Genomic DNA, 19,545 nt, shown 5'->3' on the forward strand with positions numbered 1-19,545 from the left:
TTTAGCAGATTTCTGCTGGTATCTTTTGACCTTATAGCAGCGCAGCGCTCTAGCCGCAAAGCGTCCTAGAATCTAGGCTTTTACTTTGCTTGTATAGCAGCGAAGCGTCCTAGAACCTAGAAGCGTAGCGCTCTTCTTTCAAGAAAAATAAGACTTATGACTAAACAAAACCTGCAACCTACTTATGACGCCAATTTTGCTTCATCACAGCCAATGGGCAGCGTTGAAAATGACGAAATCGATTTGCGCGAGCTTTTTGCTGTTATTTGGCAAGGAAAATGGCTAATCATCGCCATCACTGCAGTGTTTGCTGTAGGTGCGGTTATTTTTGCCATCAACCAGCCTAATATCTATAAGTCCGAAGCGCTGTTAGCACCTGCGGATGCTGATCAAGGTGGCGGTGGGTTAGCTGCACTTGCAGGACAGTTTGGTGGCTTAGCTAGCATGGCTGGCATCAATTTAGGCGGTGGCGGTGGTGTTGATAAAACCCAAATGGCCATCGAGGTGATGAAATCTCGTCAATTTACCAGTAACTTTATTCAAAAACACAATATTTTGCCTGACTTAATGGCGGCAAAAAAATGGAATATGGCCGATAACACGATTAGTTACGATGATGAATTATATAACCAAGCCGATAAAAAGTGGCTTCGTATAGTTGATGCACCGTTTAAGCCAGAACCGTCAATGCAAGAAGCCTATAAAGAATTTAGTAAAATCATTGTCGTTAATGCTGCTAAAGAAACGGGCATGGTAACCGTCTCTGTCGAACACATTTCACCAGCAGTGGCTCATCAATGGGTTAATTGGTTAGTGCAAGACATTAATAAAGAAATGAAAGACCGTGATGTTGCTGAGGCTACTCGCAGCACAACTTTTTTGAAATCTCAAATCGAACAAACAAATATTGCCGACATTCGTTCAATTTTATATAAGTTAATTGAGGAGCAAGCAAAAACGATTATGTTTGCCGAAGTTCGCGATGAGTACGTATTTAAAACCATCGATCCGGCATTAATACCAGAAGAAAAATCAAAGCCTAAGCGGGCATTAATCTGTGTGTTAGGCACTATGCTAGGTGGTATGCTAGGTGTCATGTTGGTATTAATTAGATATTTTGTTAGAAAAGAAAGTTAACTTCGTCGTCATTCCGGCAAAGCTTTTGAGCCGGAATCGAACGGTTATATGAGCCTATTGGGATGGTTTTCAAGAAAACCATAAAACCTAGGCTCTATGCAGGTTAGCGAATGTTGACCTGTCTCAAAATGGATAAAAAGTGTCTCAGCAAGGTTTTTAAGGCTGAGATGAAAAATTGATAATATTCAATTCATTTAACCTATACCCACGCTTAAATAGACAATTCTAAACGTCTCGGAAACATCAAATAATGAAAATTTTAGTTACAGGTGGAGCAGGGTTTATTGGCTCTGCTGTCGTTCGTCATATCATTAACAACACTAATGACAGTGTGATCAATCTAGATAAATTGACCTACGCAGGTAATTTAGAATCATTAGTAAGTGTTGAATCAAACGAGCGCTATTCTTTTGAGCAAGTTGATATTTGTAATCGGTCAGAATTAGACAGAGTATTTAGTACCCATAAACCTGATGCGGTAATGCACCTTGCTGCAGAGTCTCACGTTGACCGTTCAATTACAGGCCCTGCAGATTTCATCCAAACCAATATCGTTGGCACTTATACACTTCTTGAAGCAACTAGAGCTTACTGGAACACGTTAGCGGATGATGCTAAAAAAGCATTTCGTTTTCACCATATCTCAACTGACGAAGTATACGGTGATTTACCTCATCCAGATGAAGTACAAAGTGCTGAAGAGTTAACTCTTTTTACTGAAACTACTTCATACGCACCAAGCAGCCCATATTCTGCATCTAAAGCATCAAGCGACCATTTGGTGAGAGCCTGGTTACGTACTTATGGTTTACCAACCATTGTGACTAACTGTTCTAACAACTACGGTCCGTATCATTTTCCTGAAAAGTTAATCCCTTTAGTGATCCTCAATGCGTTAGAAGGCAAGCCACTTCCTATCTACGGTAAAGGTGATCAAATTCGAGATTGGCTCTATGTAGAAGATCACGCGCGAGCACTCTTTAAAGTGGTTACTGAGGGGAAAGTAGGTGAAACCTATAACATTGGTGGCCATAACGAAAAACAAAATATTGAAGTGGTAAACACCATTTGCAGTATTTTAGATGCCCTAGTACCTAAAACTACGCCATACGCGGAACAAATTACTTATGTAATAGATCGACCAGGCCACGATCGTCGCTATGCAATTGACGCAGGTAAAATGAGCCAAGAGCTTAACTGGCAACCAGAAGAAACATTCGAAACTGGCTTACGTAAAACAGTTGAATGGTATTTAGCTAACCAAACCTGGTGCCAGCATGTACAAGATGGTAGCTACCAACGCGAACGTTTAGGCATTTAATATTTCACTCTAGAGCCCTAGTTTTCCTAGGGCCAGTTTTACCTAGGAACTTATTTACTTATGAAAGGCATCATTTTAGCCGGTGGTTCTGGTACTCGTTTGTATCCGATTACAATGGGCGTTTCAAAACAGTTATTACCTGTTTATGACAAGCCAATGATTTACTACCCCATCTCAGTGTTAATGCTTGCAGGTATTCGTGAAATATTAATTATTACTACACCTGAAGATCAATCCGCATTCCAACGTTTGTTAGGTGATGGCACCAGTTTCGGCATTAAGCTAGAGTATGCGGTGCAACCAAGTCCTGATGGGCTGGCTCAAGCCTTTCTTATTGGGGAAGATTTTATTGGTGATGATGCTGTTTGTTTAGTCTTGGGTGATAATATTTTTTATGGTCAAGGCTTTAGCTCTAAACTTAAAAAAGCAGTTGATATAGCGAATAACCATTCAGGAGCAACTGTGTTTGGTTATCAAGTAAAGGATCCTGAACGTTTCGGTGTTGTAGAATTTGATATTAATCAAAAAGCGATATCAATAGAAGAAAAACCTAAGAAACCGAAAAGCCATTACGCAGTGACTGGCCTATATTTCTATCCAAATAATGTAGTAAAACAAGCGAAATTAGTTACACCTTCGTCACGTGGAGAGCTTGAAATTACCACATTGAATGAAATGTATCTTAATGACGACAATTTACATGTAGAAATGTTAGGTCGAGGATTTGCTTGGCTAGATACCGGTACCCATGAAAGCCTCTTAGAAGCAGCACAGTTTGTGGAAACGCTAGAAAAACGCCAAGGTTATAAAATAGCCTGTTTAGAGGAAATTGCTTATTTACAGCATTGGCTAACAGAGGAACAATTAATAGCGCGCGGTGATTTGATGAGCAAAAACAGTTATGGCCAATATCTGTTAACCTTAAGTAAGCCCTAATTTACATGAGTGATCTTGCAAGCAAAACTAAAAAAGGTCTGCAATGGAGCGCCTTGGAACGCTTTTTAACCCAAGGTATACAACTCGCAATCACCTTATATTTGGCGCGATTATTAGGGCCAACTGCTTTTGGCTTGGTGGGGATGTTGGCAGTGTTTATTGCTATTGCTAATGTATTTGTTGATAGTGGTTTTACATCGGCGTTAATTCGTAAAAACGAGCGTACAGAAAGTGATTTGGTAACTGCCTTTTATTACAACATTGCAATGGCGGGATTCTGCTACCTTGCTTTGTTTATCTGTGCACCATTCGTAGCAGATTTTTATCAACAAGCCGAGCTGCAAACTCTGTTGCGGGTCTTAGGTTTAACGGTGCTAATAAACGCATTTACGTTAATTCCGCGCGTTAAACTTAATGTGGCGATGGACTTTAAGACCCAAGCTAAAATATCAGTACTGAGCGTGATCATTAGTGGGCCAACAGCGATAATATTAGCAATTAACGGTTATGGAGTATGGGCGTTGGTAGTGCAAGCCTTGCTTAATGCTATTTGTACTACATTATTATTTAATATTTTTGTCCCTTGGTTACCCAGGGGCAATATTACTAGGCACGCTTTTAATTATCTATTTGGTTATGGCAGCAAATTGTTATTATCTGGCTTATTGGATGCCATCTACAACAATTTGTATCAAATCATTATAGGCAAAAAATTTAGCCCTGCCGTAGTGGGGCAATATACTCAAGCCAATCAATTAGCCAGTGTACCAGTGACTACCTTAACGGGCATTATTCAGCGCGTTACTTTCCCGTTGTTTAGTCAGTTACAAGACGATCCAGATAGAATGGCAAACGCCTATCGTCAAACCTTAATATTATCATCGATAGTGATCTTCCCATTAATAGTTGGTTTGGGGTTAATTGCCAAGCCATTGTTGACTAATTTTTTAGGCGAGCAGTGGCAGGGTGCCGCAGCGCTGCTTAGTGTGTTGTGTTTGGGGTATATGCTATACCCAATCCATTCCATCAATTTAAATTTATTGCAAGTCACTGGCCGCAGTGATCTGTTTTTAAAGCTTGAGGTGATGAAAAAAATTATTGGCGTTTCTGTGCTACTGTTGAGCATTCCTTACGGCGTGCTGGCGATGTGCCTCGGTTTTACCTTGACTTCCTATTTAGCCTTATTACTTAACACCTATTACACCGGCAAGTTAACGCATTTAAGCCAATGGCAACAATGTAAAGATATTTTACCTATTTGGTTTGCCGTATTAGTGGCCGCTGCATTGGGGTATGGCGCTGGTTTATATTTTTCGCAAGCTTGGTCGCAAATAGTGGTTAACTTGAGTGTGGCTTTATTAGCGTATGGCATGTATTTAGTGTTGGCGCAAAAGCCACTGCTGCTGCAACTGCGCGATACCTTATACCGTTAATGGTTTAATTATTTTTACTTTGGATGTAAATATGACGAATAAAACAATCCCCGTCACTCAGCCATTTTTGCCAGAATTAAGTGAATTTGTGCCTTATCTTGAACAAATTTGGGATAACCGTTGGTTAACTAATAATGGCCCGTTTCATCAAGAGTTAGAAGCCAAGTTGGCAGAATATTTGGGTGTTGAGCATGTCTCTTTATTTAATAATGCCACCATTGCGCTTATAACAGCCTTGCAGGCGATGCGCATTCACGGCGAGGTAATTACCACACCCTATTCGTTTGTGGCAACCAGCCATTCGATCCTCTGGAATGGCTTAGAGCCAGTGTTCGTCGATATTGATCCAACCACTTTTAATATTGATCCTGCCAAGATAGAAGCAGCCATTACTCCACGCACCACTGCCATTATGCCGGTACATTGCTACTCTAACCCGTGTGATGTAGAAGCCATTCAAAAAATTGCTGATAACTATGGCCTTAAGGTAATTTATGATGCGGCTCATGCTTTTGGGGTCAAATATAAAGGTGAGAGTTTACTTAAGTGGGGTGATTTGTCGATTTTAAGTTTCCACGCAACTAAGGTATTTAATACCTTTGAAGGTGGAGCTATCATCAGCCCAGATGCCAAAACCAAGCAGCGTATTGATCGCTTAAAAAACTTTGGTATAGCCGATGAGCTAACTGTAACAGCGCCTGGTATTAACGGTAAAATGAGTGAAATCAATGCCGCTTTTGGTTTAGTGCAGCTTAAACATATTGATGATGCAATGGCGCAGCGCCAAGCCGTCGATTCGCGTTATCGCAGAGAGCTTGCTGAGGTTATCGGCATTACCCTGTATCAGCATGATATCAATGCTAATAGCAACTTCTCTTACTTCCCAATATTAGTGGAGGCAGAATACCCACTAAGCCGAGATGAGCTTTACGAAAAGTTAAAAGCTAATGGTATTTTATCGCGCCGTTATTTTTACCCGCTTATTAGTAATATGCCTATGTATCGGGGTTTAACTACTGCCGATACTGCGCATTTACCTCTGGCCAATACCTTAGCTGAAAAGGTATTGTGTTTACCTATTTTCAATGAGCTAACTATTGAAGATCAGCAACAGGTGGTTGCATTAATTAAAGGTAATTAACCGATGGCATTTCTTACTGATCAACAATTAAGCACGATGGGCTTTGCTGAACTGGGTACTAATGTATTGATTTCTGACAAGGCCTCGATTTATGGTGCCCACCGCATCAAAATTGGTAATAATGTACGCATTGATGATTTTTGTGTGCTATCGGCAGGCGAGGGCGGTATTGAAATTGGTAGTTATATCCATATCGCTGTTTATTCATCAATAATTGGTGCAGGTAAAGTTACTCTATCTGATTTTTGTAACATATCATCCCGAGTTTCTATTTATTCAAGTAATGATGATTATAGTGGTCAATACATGACGAATCCAATGGTGCCAAGTGAATTTACAAATGTCACACATTCTCCAGTTTATTTAGGAGAACATGTGATTATTGGAAGTGGGACAGTAATTTTGCCAGGCGTGTCTTTATATGAAGGTGTTGCAATAGGTGCTTTATCATTTGTAACAAAAAATTGTGAAGAATACGGCATATATACAGGGGCACCTGCAAGGTTACTAAAGTTGAGAACAAATAGGATAAAAAGTTTAGGAAGTAAAATAAAAAAGTCAAATTTCTAACTATTAGTATCTTTTAAGTTGAATTGTATTTTGTAGGTTTTTATGGATTATGGCAAGATTTTAGATAAAGATGAAAGTGATATATTACTTAACTGGAAAGATAGAGATGAAATAAAAGTTACTGTGATCTGCTTGAGTTATAATCACGAAAATACGATTGTAGAGTGTTTGAATAGTATTTTGTCCCAAGACTTCCCTTATCCATTTGAAGTAATAGTTAATGATGATTGTTCTACAGATGGTTCTAGAGAAATAATTAATTTATATGCGTCAAAGTATCCTAGAATAGTAAAGCCTGTATTTCAAAATTCAAATCAGTATTCTAAAGGGGCTTTATGTAGTATGATTTTTGAACTAATATCTAATGCTAACGGAAGGTATATTAGTTATTGTGAGTGCGATGATTTCTGGGTTATTAAAAATAAGTTAACTTATCAGTATGATAAGTTAAAAGAGAATGAAAATATTTATATGCATATTATGGATGCTCAAGCAATTGATATTAATAATGATTATCTTTATTTATCAAAGTTGAGTATGTTAGGTGCTAGTTTTAAGGTTTATGATAATAACGAACTTCAAAATAAAACTTTTTTAATGTTGTTGACAACTATGCACTTAAAACCTAAGCAAATAATCGTAAACAGATATTATAATAAAACAATATCTTTTGATTCATTGTTGCAAAAAATACTGAGTAACTCTAATTGTTTTTCTGATAAGCAAGTGATAACGGACCGCAAAGTGTCATCTGTTTATAGAGTGTTGCCGACCGGTATTTGGTCTGGTTTGGAATGTAAATCTAAATATTTCGAGACTACTTATCATCATTTAGTAAGTGCTCAGTTTTACTTTGATAAAAACAAAGATGAATTATCTCGTAATGAGGTATGTAATAGTGTTTTAGGTTCAATTCGTTTTGTTGGTGTTTTTTTCTTTTTTAAATTTATATTTTTCAATATAGTGAAAAAGCTTTTTGTTAAATTGAAATTTTAACTTTCGAGGTGTAATTGAAAGGTACTAGGTTATATTTATTATCAATATACATCATTTCAAATGTATTCTACTGTTATTATTTTTCGAAAAAAGGATATTTAGGCGGTGACTTTTTTGAATTTGATGTTCCTGCTAACTATGAATCTTTGTCGGTTGCATTATTTCTCATATTGTTTTCATGGACGTTAATTGGTACTAGTTTTTTTATTTTTGAAAAAATAAAGATAAATAATTTAAAGTATGATGCAGAAAAATCTATAGATCTTATTTTTTTGTTTTTTTCATTATTTTATTTATTTTGTATTCTTAAGGGCTATGTTACTGTGGTGCATGGGGAGAAACCAAACACCCCATCAATTATTAAGTTTATGTTGTTTGCTTTTCCGGTTTTGGAGTTGCTACCAATTTATTTATTTTATAGGATAAATAATTTCAACTTTACTTATTTACTAGTGTTGTTTTTGACTTTTTTGATAAATATTTTGTTGGCAAAAACATTTGTTTTAATTGTGCTATATGTATTGGTCAATGTTAAGCTTTATCTGTACTATGGTAAAACCTTTATTCGGTTTAACTTTTTTTCTATTACCCTTGGGATATTACTATATCCATTTTTAAGAGCTTTTAAGGTTTTTGTTATTTCTTTTGTCTTGATTTCCGGTTTTGAACCAAAGTTAATTGCTGTTGGATACTTTGATTATATATATAATGGTGGAGTGGAATTATATATTGATTACCTCTTGGTTTCATTGGAACGCTTTCAACATGTTGCTAACGTAAGCTACTTGTTAGATAACTCATTTTCGGTTTCATCTTTTTTTTCTAAATTTGATTTATTATTGTTTGACACTAACATTGTCGGTTTATTTAATAAATACATTTTTTATTATAATGGTTTTTCTGTTAATACTTTGTTCGCAAGTTTTATATCTAAAGAAAATGTTACTTGGAATGCGCATACAGGTTTGGCTGGATTATTATTCGTTGATATAACATTCTTTTTAGCAACATTACTTTTTAGTGTGCTTTTTATATTTCTTTCGATTTTTTTATCAAAATCAATTCAAAGTAATGGTCCGTTAAACGAATTAAATTGGACTTTTACTGTTATATTTTTGTTTCATGGTTGGATTTCTGCATATCTTTCCCATATATTGGCTTTGGTGTATTTTGTTTTGCTACTAATATTTTTGAAATCCTTAAATTTATTAAGAGGTTATAAATGTATAATATCTTAAAGGTCATTAGATATGTAAAATTTGTTTTTCAATCTTTGAAGCTGTATTTTTGGAATCATTTTTTTACAAATATACCTTTCAGTGCAATTAGAATGTTCATTGTTAGATTTTATTTAAAAAAAATCGGTTGTAACTCAAATTTTCTAATTGGTGTCCAATTGAAAGAACCAGGAAACATTGTTATTGGTAATCGTGTAGTTGTTAACTCCAATGTTTTATTAGATGGTCGTGGTGGCCTTGAAATATATGATAATGTAGATATTGCTAGAGGCGTGACAATTTGGACAATGTCACATGATTACGACAATAATCATTCACTTTATTCTTTAAAAGTAATAATTAAAAGCAATTGCTGGATCGGTTCAGGTGCGCAAATTACACCAGGTGTAGTTTTGAATGATAATATTGTAGTAGGTTGTGGTAGTGTAGTTACTAAGTCGTTTCCTGAAAATTCGGTTATAGCTGGTGTACCAGCAAAATTTATTAAGTCTAGGGTTAACGCTATAGATTATCAATTATTTTATTTCCCTTGGTTTCTCTGATGAGAGTTGTGTTATGACAAAATTATTTTATTTTCCTGAAAATGCTGGTCGAAATAAATATATTTTAAATTCTGTTCGTGTATGGGAAAAATGCGGGTATCATGTTCTACCTTTAAATAATATTTTATCATATTTGTTTTCTTCAAACAAAGTTGTAGTCTTTAACTGGCTTGAGGATGCTCCTTCAATTGCAAGGTTTCCTTTAATCTCGACTTTGAAGTGTTTGAGTGCTGTACTTTTTTGTTTTTTTATTTGTGATAAAATAATTTATGTTAAGCATAATATTGCTCCGCATAATTCTAGATCCTTTTTCTCAAGGTTATACTTTCGTTTAATATCATTCATACTTACAAAATTGTCTGACGATATTGTTACTCATAGACCGCTTGCTCATATTGACTCCAAGTTTATAAATCACCCTTTGTATAACAACCAAAAAAATATAGAAACCATCAGGGATATTGAATTTTCATGGGTTGGAAAAGTTATGAGCTACAAGGGGCTTGATAAATTATTAATGACATGGCCAATTGACAGATATTTAGTTATCTCAGGTAAATGTGATGATAATGAATATTCAATCTTAATAAGAAGTATTATACAGAACAGGTCTTTAAATGTTAATTGGATTGATTCTGAACTTTCTGACAACGAACTTGAAAGTATTTTACTTCGAACTAAGTATTTGGTTTTGTCTCATATTGATAATACAATGATAGTAAGTGGTATGTTTTATCATGCAGCTACATTTGGCTGTAATATATTGCTCTCTGATGGTTATTTTGCAGACTTTAGTATTAATGAATTTTCTTTTGCAAATTCCGTTGATTCAGATTTAGTTTATGTAAACCCCGATGAAGTAATTTATGAAATAAATGAAACTTGTTCTGATGATTCCCTTGCTTCTAAATGGCGTCAAGTAATAAATTAAATTTTAATAGGATGGCTTATTAAATTTGTGTTTTCAATTTATCTTATTCCTTTTTGAAATTCTAATAGGAAATTGTTAAATGTTTTCTTTGAGTAAACTAAGTGAGTTAAAAGTTAATTTTAAGGCATTCCTAAATTTTATACGAAATTTTATTAATTTCAATTTAAGATATCGTTTCGTTAAATACGGTGTAGACGTTCATGTTCAGTGGAATGTTGAAATATTTTCACCTAACAATATTGTTACTTTCGGTGATCATGTTGGAATTAATAGTGGTACTGTTATATTGAGTGATGTTAATATTGGTAATTATGTTTTAATCGCACCAAGATGCGGGTTAATTAATAGGGGAGAGCATATATACAATAAACCCTGTCAGACTATTTACGACGGCGGCAGATCTCGTTCTGAAATGATAGTGATTGAGGACGATGTATGGATTGGATATGGTTCTACAATTCTCGGTGGTGTAAGAATTGGTGAAGGTTCAATTGTAGCAGCTAATTCATTAGTTATAAATGATGTTCCTCCATATTCTATTGTTGCAGGGAATCCTGCAAAAATAATTAAGGAAAGATTTAGTTTGGACGAAATTCTAAAGCATAGAGAAATGATAAGGAATAAAGTTGAAAAAACATAAACTTTTAATTGTGCAGCCAGCTTTGGGACGATATCGAAAAGGTTTTATTGAAAGCTTGGTTAAGATAAATGAAGTTTTTCATATTTCTATATTCTGTTCTCCTGTAGATGATTTGGGTGTAAAGTCAATGGATGTTCTTGACAAGAGTATTAATTACGTGAAAGCTGAATACGTCTCTTTTTTTGGTGTTTTTTTTTGGCAATCTTTTGTTTTGAAAATACTTTCTATGGGACTCAGTAGAGGAGATGTTTTTGTTTTCAATGGTAATCCTCGCTTTTTGAGTAGTTTGTTTTTGGCTTTTTATTTTAAGTTAAAAGGAGTCGATGTAATATGGTGGGGACATGGAAGATCTTCGACTAGTACCAAATTTGGTTGCTATGTAAGATTTAAGTTGATGGGTTTTTTTCGAGTTATCCTCTATACCGAAGAGGAAATGAAAGATTTATCTCATTTTATTAGTTCCCCTATGTGTGGACTCAATAATGGGCTTGACGTTGATGCAATTCGAGCTTCATATTCGCATAGCCTTTCTAAATATGACTCGGATGTTTTAAATTTGGCATTTATTGGTCGTGTAACTAATAAATCTCAATTTCATCTTTTAATTCAGGCTCTCCTAGCATTGCCCATTGAAATATCCAATAAATATAAACTGAATATTGTTGGGGACGTAAATCATGAAAAATTGCTTGTGGAATTTCCTGATGCTAATAGGATCGATATACAATGTTTTGGAGAACAATGGGAAGAGAGTAAAATTACAGAAATTCTTTCTGACTGTCATGTCTTTGTTTATCCAGGTTCGGTAGGTCTTAGTATAATTCATGCCTATGCATTAGGACTTCCAGCAATAGTTCATGATAATAGAGCATTACACATGCCAGAAATAGGTTGTTTCAAAAATGGATTTAATGGTGTTCATTTTGAACACGACTCTTATTTATCTTTAACTGAACGTTTGATTGATATCTTCGAGGATAGAAGTTTATTAAAAAATTATTCTTTGAATGCATTCGGTACAGTCACTAATACTTTCAATACTAAAGATATGGCTATTAGATTTTACAATTTTATTAGGAACAGAGAATGAATAATACAAAAGTAGCCTTAATTACAGGTGTAACAGGTCAAGATGGATCATATCTTGCCGAGTTATTATTAGATAAAGGTTATGAAGTTCATGGTATTAAACGTCGAGCTTCTTCTTTTAATACTGAGCGTGTCGATCATATTTACCAGGATCGCCACGAAACAAATCCTAAATTTTTCCTTCATTATGGTGATCTAACCGATACTTCTAATCTAACTCGTATTTTAAAAGAGGTTCAACCCGATGAAGTATACAACTTAGGCGCACAAAGTCATGTAGCGGTTTCGTTTGAAGCACCAGAATACACAGCAGATGTTGATGCTATAGGAACGTTACGTTTGTTAGAGGCGATTCGTTTTTTGGGTATGGAAAAGAAGACTAAGTTTTATCAAGCTTCTACTTCTGAACTGTATGGTGAAGTGCAAGAAATCCCACAAAAAGAAACCACACCTTTCCATCCTCGCTCTCCATATGCTGTAGCTAAAATGTATGCTTATTGGATTGTAGTTAACTACCGAGAGTCCTACGGCATGTACGCCTGCAATGGTATTTTGTTTAACCATGAATCACCTCGTCGTGGTGAAACTTTTGTGACTCGTAAGATTACCCGTGCATTAGCTAATATTTCACAAGGGTTAGAAAAGTGCCTGTACCTCGGTAACATGGATGCCTTACGTGATTGGGGCCACGCCAAAGATTATGTGCGTATGCAGTGGATGATGCTTCAACAAGATGTTGCTGATGACTTTGTTATCGCTACAGGTAAACAAATTTCAGTACGTGAGTTTGTTCGTATGTCGGCAGCTGAGTTGGGTATTACTTTAGAATTCAACGGTAAAGGAGTTGATGAAGTCGCAACAGTTGTCGCGATTGAAGGTGACAATGCTCATGCAGTAAAAGTTGGTGATGTGATTGTTAAGGTTGATCCTCGTTACTTCCGACCTGCAGAAGTTGAAACCTTGTTAGGTGACCCTTCAAAAGCGAAAGCAAAACTTGGTTGGGAGCCTGAAATCACAGTAGAAGAAATGTGCTCTGAGATGGTTCAAAATGATTTAGGTAAGGCTAAACAACACGCTATTCTAAAAAAACACGGGTACAATATTAGTTTATCTGTAGAATAAATATCACTTATTTAATATCAAGGTTGTGCGCCTGTTATTTACGGGAATACGTGCGACCTTTATTTTTAATACAGGATTGATGATGAAAAGAATTTTTGTAGCGGGTCATAATGGAATGGTTGGTTCGGCCATTGTTCGCCAAATTAGTCAGCAGTCTGATGTGACTATCGTTACTCAAAGCCGTGCTCAATTGAATTTACTTGATCAGCAAGCAGTGTTTAGGTTTTTTACCGATCAAAAAGTTGATCAAGTTTATTTAGCTGCAGCTAAAGTGGGTGGTATTGTTGCGAACAATACTTACCCTGCTGATTTTATTTATGAAAACCTAACTATACAAAACAATATCATACATGGCGCCCATATAGCTGGAGTACAGGACTTGTTGTTTTTAGGCTCTTCGTGTATTTATCCAAAGCTTGCTCTGCAACCTATGGCCGAAAACGCCTTGCTTACCGACACATTAGAGCCAACCAACGAGCCTTATGCAATTGCTAAGATAGCCGGCATTAAAATGTGCGAGTCTTATAACCGCCAATTTGGGCGCAATTATCGTTCGGTGATGCCCACTAACCTGTATGGCGAAAATGATAATTTTCACCCAGAAAACTCTCATGTTATTCCTGCATTATTACGCCGTTTCCATGAGGCTAAACTCAATGGTGATTCAAAGGTAGTGGCTTGGGGTTCTGGCAAGCCCATGCGAGAATTTTTACATGTTGACGACATGGCCGCAGCATCTATTTATGTGATGAACTTGGACCAAGATACTTATAACGCTAACACACAGCTTATGCTGAGTCATATTAACGTTGGTACTGGTGTTGATTGTACTATTCGTGAGTTAGTCGAAACTGTCGCAAAAGTAGTTGGATTTAAAGGTGATATTGAATTTGATCCGAGTAAGCCTGATGGTGCACCTCGTAAGTTAATGAATGTTTCACGCTTAAGCGCGCTTGGCTGGAGTGCAAAAATTGGCTTAGAACAAGGCCTCGCAACCACTTACGACTGGTTCTTAGATAACCAAGATAATTTTAGAAAGTAGGTTTATTAATGTTTTTAGATGAGACTACGTTTTCTACTGTTATTGAGAGTACACCGCTCGTCTCGATTGATTTAGTGGTCATTAATGCAAAAGGTCAGGCCCTATTAGGGAAGCGTTTAAATCGCCCAGCTAAAGATTATTGGTTTGTTCCTGGAGGTCGTATTTTAAAGAATGAAGCGTTAGCGGATGCTTTTAAGCGACTAACCTGTGTTGAACTCGGTCAAGTATTTACTATTGATCAAGCCTGTTTATTAGGTCCGTTTGACCACTTTTATAATGACTGTGTTTTTGGTGATGACATTACGACTCATTATGTAGCTATCGCTTTTATTTTGAAACTTGAATGTGAGTTGAATAGTTTACCCTTGCACTTACAGCATGGCGGCTATCAGTGGTTTGATATCCCCCACTTATTGTCTGCAGATGAGGTGCATACTCATACCAAGTGGTATTTTAATGCTCAAAAAATCGAATTATTTAAAAAGGATTAACAATGATTTTACCTGTAATTATGGCTGGCGGTTCCGGATCACGTTTATGGCCATTATCACGTCAACAGTTTCCAAAGCAGTTTCTTACTCTGCTTGGTGATGACTCAATGTTGCAAACCACTGCGCAGCGTTTAAAAGGGATTGAGCATATACCGGCTTTAGTTATTTGTAATGAAGAGCATCGTTTTTCGGTGGCTGAACAATTTCGTGCCAACGCGATTAAAACAAGTGGTATTATTTTAGAGCCGATAGGTCGCAATACTGCACCTGCTATTGCATTGGCCGCTATGCAAGCTTTAAAAAGTGGCAATGACCCGCTTTTATTGGTGTTAGCTGCTGACCATGTGATTAAAGATGAAGCGGCATTTTGTGCATCTGTCGAACAAGCAGTTCCTTTTGCACAGGCTGATAAGTTAGTGACATTTGGCATTGTACCAACTGCGCCCGAAACTGGTTATGGCTACATAAAGCGTGGTGATGTTCAAGGTACCGTAACTGGCTTTACTGTCGCGCAGTTTATTGAAAAGCCAAACTTAGCAACAGCGCAAGATTATCTTGCGTCAGGTGAATACTACTGGAACAGTGGTATGTTTTTATTTAAAGCCAGCACATATTTGGCTGAACTTAAAGCTTATCGCCCTGATATGTTTAGCGCATGTGAGTTAGCAATGGCAGCCACGCAAGTCGACTTAGACTTCATTCGTGTGAATAAAGCCGCTTTTGAAGCGTGTCCTGATGATTCGGTAGATTACGCAGTAATGGAAAAAACCACTCAAGCGGTTGTGGTGCCAATGGATTGTGGCTGGAGTGATGTAGGCAGTTGGTCTGCGCTTTGGGACGTGTCTGATAAAGATGAGCATGGTAATGCTTGTCGTGGAGATGTAATAAATGTTGATACACGCAACACCTACGTCCATGCTTCTGAAAAATTAGTTACCACTATAGGTTTAGATAACGTTATCGTTGTCGAAACCAAAGATGCGATTTTGGTCGCGAAACAGTCAGAAGTTCAGCAAGTTAAAAAAATCGTTGAACAGCTAAAAGCAGAAGTTCGTAATGAATGGCAACATCATCGCGAAGTTTATCGCCCTTGGGGTAAATATGATTCCATTGATAATGGCGACCGTTTCCAAGTTAAGCGTATTACGGTTAAACCGGGCGAGAAATTATCTATTCAAATGCATCATCATCGAGCTGAGCATTGGATTGTTGTAACCGGTACAGCAAAAGTGACCAATGGTGATAAGGAAATCTTACTGACAGAAAACCAATCCACTTATATTCCTGTAGGCGTAGTACATGCACTGGAAAACCCAGGTAAAGTGCCATTAGAGCTAATTGAAGTGCAATCAGGCTCTTACTTAGGCGAAGATGATATTGTGCGCTTTGAAGACAGATATGGCCGCAATTAATTAGGATCAATCATGAAAGTAAGCGTCATCACCGCGACATATAATAGCGCTCGAACGATCCAAGATACACTTCGGTCATTAGAGCAGCAGACCTACCATGACATTGAATATATAATTGTTGATGGGGCATCATCTGATGAAACATTAGAGCTCGTAAAACGTGAGTGTTCAAGAGTTACAACAGTAATTTCTGAACCTGATCGCGGTATATATGACGCCCTTAATAAAGGCATTTTGGCAGCCACAGGAGATGTTATAGGTTTTTTACACTCCGACGATGTTTTCGCCACCAAAGAGTCGGTACAACAAATAGTCAATGCGTTTGTTAAAAACAAGACTGACGCTGTTTATGGTGATTTACAATACGTTTCAGCTAGCGACCCATCCAAGATTATTCGATTGTGGAAGAGTGGTGAATATTCAAAAAATAAGTTAAAGCGAGGCTGGATGCCCCCTCATCCCACTTTTTATATGAAGCGTGAGATATATGAAAAGTTAGGTGTGTTTGATTTGAGTTATAAAATTGCTGGTGATTATGATTCTTTGCTCAGATATCTATGGGTTGGAAATGTATCAATGTCCTATTGCGAAGATGTCTTAATTAAAATGAGAATTGGCGGTGCTAGTAACCGGAGCTTGAAAAATATTTGGCTAAAATCTTGTGAAGATAGTCGAGCACTTAAAAATAGTGGATTGTCAGTAGTGCCGGCATTGTTTTGGAAAAACGTTTCTAAAATCCCTCAATTCATATTTAAAAAACAATCAAATTGAACAGATATTAATTATGATAGATTCCCAAAAATTAATTCGCGATAGTAATATTGCCTTTGGCACAAGTGGTGCGCGTGGCCTAGTCGTTGACTTTAAACCTGAGGTTTGTGCTGCATTTACCTTTGCATTTATCCAAGTGATGCAGCTAAACTTTAATTTTAATCGACTCGCCTTGGCAATTGATAACCGCCCAAGTAGCCCTGAGATTGCTGCATCTTGTATTGCGGCGGCACAATCGTTAGGTATAGAGGTTGATTATTATGGTGTTATTCCAACGCCAGCACTGGCTTTTACCTCAATGTTGGATAACGTTCCTGCAATTATGGTTACTGGTAGTCATATTCCATTTGATAGAAATGGCCTTAAGTTTTACCGACCAGATGGTGAGATCACAAAGGCCGACGAGCTTGCTATATTGGCTGTTGATGGGACTATTCCTGAGTTGATTGTTTCAGATCTGCCTGCTAGCTCAAAACGTGCTTGCGATAAATATTTAGCCCGATATCTTGATTTATTCAGTCCCACGTTGTTGGCAGGAAAACGGATCGGCATTTATGAACATTCTAGTGCAGGTCGCGATCTCTATGCTACGTTATTTAAACAGCTAGGTGCTGATGTTGTGAGTCTTGGCCGTAGTGATCAATTTGTGCCAATAGATACTGAAGCGGTTAGTGTTCAAGATATTGAAATGGCAAAACGCTGGCAAAAAGACTATAGACTAGATGCGCTCTTTTCAACTGATGGCGATGGTGATAGGCCTCTGCTATCTGACGAGACAGGTAATTACCTTCGCGGTGATATTTTATGTTTACTCGCGGCTCTGTTTTTAGAGATTGAGGCACTTGCTATTCCTGTTAGTTGTAATTCTGCGGTCGAAGCTTGTAATTCTTTTAAACAAGTTTTACGAACTAAAATTGGTTCTCCCTATGTAATTGAGGCATTTGCAGATCTGAAAGCTCAATACAACAGTTTTGCAGGTTTTGAGGCTAATGGTGGTTTTTTACTGGGCTCGAATATTGATGTTGGAGGGGTGCGGTTAAGTGCCTTACCTACACGAGATGCATTGCTGCCAGCGCTTTCAGTTTTAGCCATGGCTCGTGATTGCCCAATTTCTTCCTTGATAGCAAAGATACCAAAAATTTTTACTGCAAGTGATCGTGTCCAAAACTTTGAGAAACAGCGAAGTATAGCGCTTATAGAGTTGGGAATTGAGGCACCTAAAGAGTTTTTAACTAAGCTATCACTCGGTCAGTTTGATGTTGCTTCAATTGACACTACAGATGGACTTCGTATTACGCTCAATAATGGTGATGTCGTTCACTTACGTCCTTCAGGTAATGCGCCTGAGTTACGTTGTTATGCAGAGTCACATTCTGTTGAAAGTGCCACAAACCTTGTTAATAATGTTTTAGCTTGTGTAGTAGAACTTTAACTACCAGGATTTTGATTTATATGGATTTAAAATGAAAATTGCAATCGCCGGTACCGGTTATGTTGGTTTATCAAACGCAATGCTTCTTGCACAATACAATGAGGTGGTTGCTGTTGACGTTGTTGCCGAAAAAGTTGAGTTATTAAATAAAAACCAATCCCCCATTGTTGATACTGAAATTTCTGAATTTTTATCTAACAAAACGTTAAATTTCACTGCGTCCTTGGACAAAAATCTAGCCTACGATAATGCTGATTTTGTGATTATTGCTACACCGACTGATTATGACCCTCAGACTAATTACTTTAATACCAAGTCTGTTGAGTCGGTGATATCTGATGTGTTGTCAATAAATCCAAATGCGGTAATGATTATTAAATCTACTGTCCCGGTGGGTTATACTAAAAGCGTTCGAGAGAGGTTTAATACTAAAAATATTCTTTTTTCACCAGAGTTTTTACGCGAGGGTAAAGCACTGCACGACAATTTGTATCCGTCACGAATTATTGTTGGTGAACGCAGTAAGCGAGCAAAAATCTTTGCAGACTTATTATTGCAAGGCGCGGTTAAAAAAGATGTCGAAGTACTGTTTACAGACTCTACTGAGGCTGAAGCGGTTAAACTGTTCTCAAATACTTATCTTGCAATGCGTGTTGCCTATTTTAATGAGCTTGATACTTATGCTGAGTCTCATGGGCTTGATGCAAAGCAAATTATTGAAGGTGTGTGTTTAGACCCTCGCATTGGTAATCATTATAATAATCCTTCGTTCGGTTATGGCGGTTATTGTTTGCCTAAAGATACGAAGCAACTACGTGCAAACTATGCTGACGTGCCGAATAGTATTATTGGTGCGATTGTGGATGCTAACTCAACTCGCAAAGATTTTATTGCTGAGTCAATTCTAAAGCGCAATCCACAGCGTGTTGGTATATATCGTTTAATTATGAAAGCTGGCTCAGATAACTTTAGAGCATCTAGTATTCAAGGGATTATGAAGCGAATTAAGGCCAAGGGTGTTGAAGTCGTTGTGTATGAGCCTGTACTTGATGACGATGAGTTTTTTCACTCAAAAGTGATTAAAGATTTAAATGAGTTTAAAGCGCTTTCTGATGTGATTGTTTCGAACCGAATGGTTGATGAAATTAGTGATGTTGCTGATAAGGTTTATACGCGTGATTTGTTTGGTTCAGATTAAGTCTTTTTCTAATAGTCGGTACTATTAGGCTAAAGTACTATCATCCTATTATTCAATTGGATACATAATGGGTGAGTCGGTTCTGAGACACTTTTTTGTCTTG

19 protein-coding genes are annotated in these 19,545 nt (G+C 37.0%); all 19 read left to right on the forward strand.

What is annotated here, in order from left to right:
* Positions 1-156 precede the first annotated feature (156 nt).
* The 19 genes from GW828_RS05650 (at position 157) to GW828_RS05740 (ending at position 19,442) form a co-directional block, all read left to right on the forward strand.
* Entirely contained in the window at positions 157-1,137 is a 981-nt protein-coding gene (locus tag GW828_RS05650; protein ID WP_420542417.1) for a Wzz/FepE/Etk N-terminal domain-containing protein, read from the forward strand.
* A 250-nt stretch (positions 1,138-1,387) separates the two neighbouring features.
* Positions 1,388-2,458 carry a dTDP-glucose 4,6-dehydratase gene (gene rfbB / locus GW828_RS05655; protein WP_273057725.1) on the forward strand — a complete coding sequence of 357 codons (1,071 nt, stop codon included), beginning with the start codon at positions 1,388-1,390 and terminating at the stop codon, positions 2,456-2,458.
* A gap of 60 nt (positions 2,459-2,518) precedes the next feature.
* The gene (gene rfbA / locus GW828_RS05660; RefSeq protein WP_273057726.1) at positions 2,519-3,394 is read left to right on the forward strand and encodes a glucose-1-phosphate thymidylyltransferase RfbA; all 876 of its coding nucleotides are present in this window, start codon (positions 2,519-2,521) and stop codon (positions 3,392-3,394) included.
* A gap of 5 nt (positions 3,395-3,399) precedes the next feature.
* The gene (locus GW828_RS05665) at positions 3,400-4,827 is read left to right on the forward strand and encodes a lipopolysaccharide biosynthesis protein (protein ID WP_273057727.1); all 1,428 of its coding nucleotides are present in this window, start codon (positions 3,400-3,402) and stop codon (positions 4,825-4,827) included.
* A 31-nt stretch (positions 4,828-4,858) separates the two neighbouring features.
* Entirely contained in the window at positions 4,859-5,968 is a 1,110-nt protein-coding gene (gene vioA / locus GW828_RS05670; RefSeq protein ID WP_273057728.1) for a dTDP-4-amino-4,6-dideoxy-D-glucose aminotransferase VioA, read from the forward strand.
* Positions 5,969-5,971: 3 nt separating this feature from the next.
* Entirely contained in the window at positions 5,972-6,538 is a 567-nt protein-coding gene (locus GW828_RS05675; RefSeq protein ID WP_273057729.1) for an acyltransferase, read from the forward strand.
* Between the two features lie 42 nt (positions 6,539-6,580).
* A complete protein-coding gene (locus GW828_RS05680) occupies positions 6,581-7,534 on the forward strand; it encodes a glycosyltransferase family A protein (RefSeq protein WP_273057730.1) in 954 nt (317 codons plus the stop codon).
* Between the two features lie 14 nt (positions 7,535-7,548).
* Positions 7,549-8,772 carry an oligosaccharide repeat unit polymerase gene (gene wzy, locus GW828_RS05685; protein ID WP_273057731.1) on the forward strand — a complete coding sequence of 408 codons (1,224 nt, stop codon included), beginning with the start codon at positions 7,549-7,551 and terminating at the stop codon, positions 8,770-8,772.
* Positions 8,773-8,930: 158 nt separating this feature from the next.
* Complete coding sequence (locus GW828_RS05690; RefSeq protein WP_273057732.1) at positions 8,931-9,314, forward strand: acyltransferase; 384 nt, start codon at positions 8,931-8,933, stop codon at positions 9,312-9,314.
* A gap of 13 nt (positions 9,315-9,327) precedes the next feature.
* Positions 9,328-10,245, forward strand: coding sequence for a hypothetical protein (locus GW828_RS05695; protein ID WP_273057733.1), 918 nt, complete (start codon positions 9,328-9,330; stop codon positions 10,243-10,245).
* A gap of 79 nt (positions 10,246-10,324) precedes the next feature.
* Positions 10,325-10,885, forward strand: coding sequence for an acyltransferase (locus tag GW828_RS05700; protein ID WP_273057734.1), 561 nt, complete (start codon positions 10,325-10,327; stop codon positions 10,883-10,885).
* A complete protein-coding gene (locus GW828_RS05705) occupies positions 10,872-11,975 on the forward strand; it encodes a glycosyltransferase (protein ID WP_273057735.1) in 1,104 nt (367 codons plus the stop codon). Before GW828_RS05700 ends, GW828_RS05705 begins: the two co-directional genes overlap by 14 nt.
* The gene (gmd, locus tag GW828_RS05710) at positions 11,972-13,096 is read left to right on the forward strand and encodes a GDP-mannose 4,6-dehydratase (protein ID WP_273057736.1); all 1,125 of its coding nucleotides are present in this window, start codon (positions 11,972-11,974) and stop codon (positions 13,094-13,096) included. The genes GW828_RS05705 and gmd overlap by 4 nt, the downstream gene beginning before the upstream one ends.
* Before the next feature lie 82 nt (positions 13,097-13,178).
* Positions 13,179-14,138, forward strand: a complete 960-nt coding sequence (gene fcl / locus GW828_RS05715) for a GDP-L-fucose synthase (protein WP_273057737.1) — start codon at positions 13,179-13,181, stop codon at positions 14,136-14,138.
* Between the two features lie 8 nt (positions 14,139-14,146).
* Positions 14,147-14,629: a GDP-mannose mannosyl hydrolase gene (locus GW828_RS05720; protein ID WP_273057738.1), complete on the forward strand. Its 483-nt coding sequence runs from the start codon at positions 14,147-14,149 to the stop codon at positions 14,627-14,629.
* Positions 14,630-14,631: 2 nt separating this feature from the next.
* Complete coding sequence (locus tag GW828_RS05725) at positions 14,632-16,041, forward strand: mannose-1-phosphate guanylyltransferase/mannose-6-phosphate isomerase (protein ID WP_273057739.1); 1,410 nt, start codon at positions 14,632-14,634, stop codon at positions 16,039-16,041.
* 12 nt (positions 16,042-16,053) lie between these two features.
* Positions 16,054-16,812: a glycosyltransferase family 2 protein gene (locus GW828_RS05730; protein ID WP_273057740.1), complete on the forward strand. Its 759-nt coding sequence runs from the start codon at positions 16,054-16,056 to the stop codon at positions 16,810-16,812.
* A 13-nt stretch (positions 16,813-16,825) separates the two neighbouring features.
* Positions 16,826-18,244 (forward strand): phosphomannomutase, encoded by a 1,419-nt coding sequence (locus tag GW828_RS05735; RefSeq protein WP_273057741.1) that lies wholly within the window; start codon positions 16,826-16,828, stop codon positions 18,242-18,244.
* Between the two features lie 31 nt (positions 18,245-18,275).
* Positions 18,276-19,442, forward strand: a complete 1,167-nt coding sequence (locus GW828_RS05740; RefSeq protein WP_273057742.1) for a nucleotide sugar dehydrogenase — start codon at positions 18,276-18,278, stop codon at positions 19,440-19,442.
* Positions 19,443-19,545 lie beyond the last annotated feature (103 nt).

The organism is Shewanella vesiculosa, from assembly GCF_009994065.1.
Lineage (GTDB): Bacteria > Pseudomonadota > Gammaproteobacteria > Enterobacterales > Shewanellaceae > Shewanella > Shewanella vesiculosa.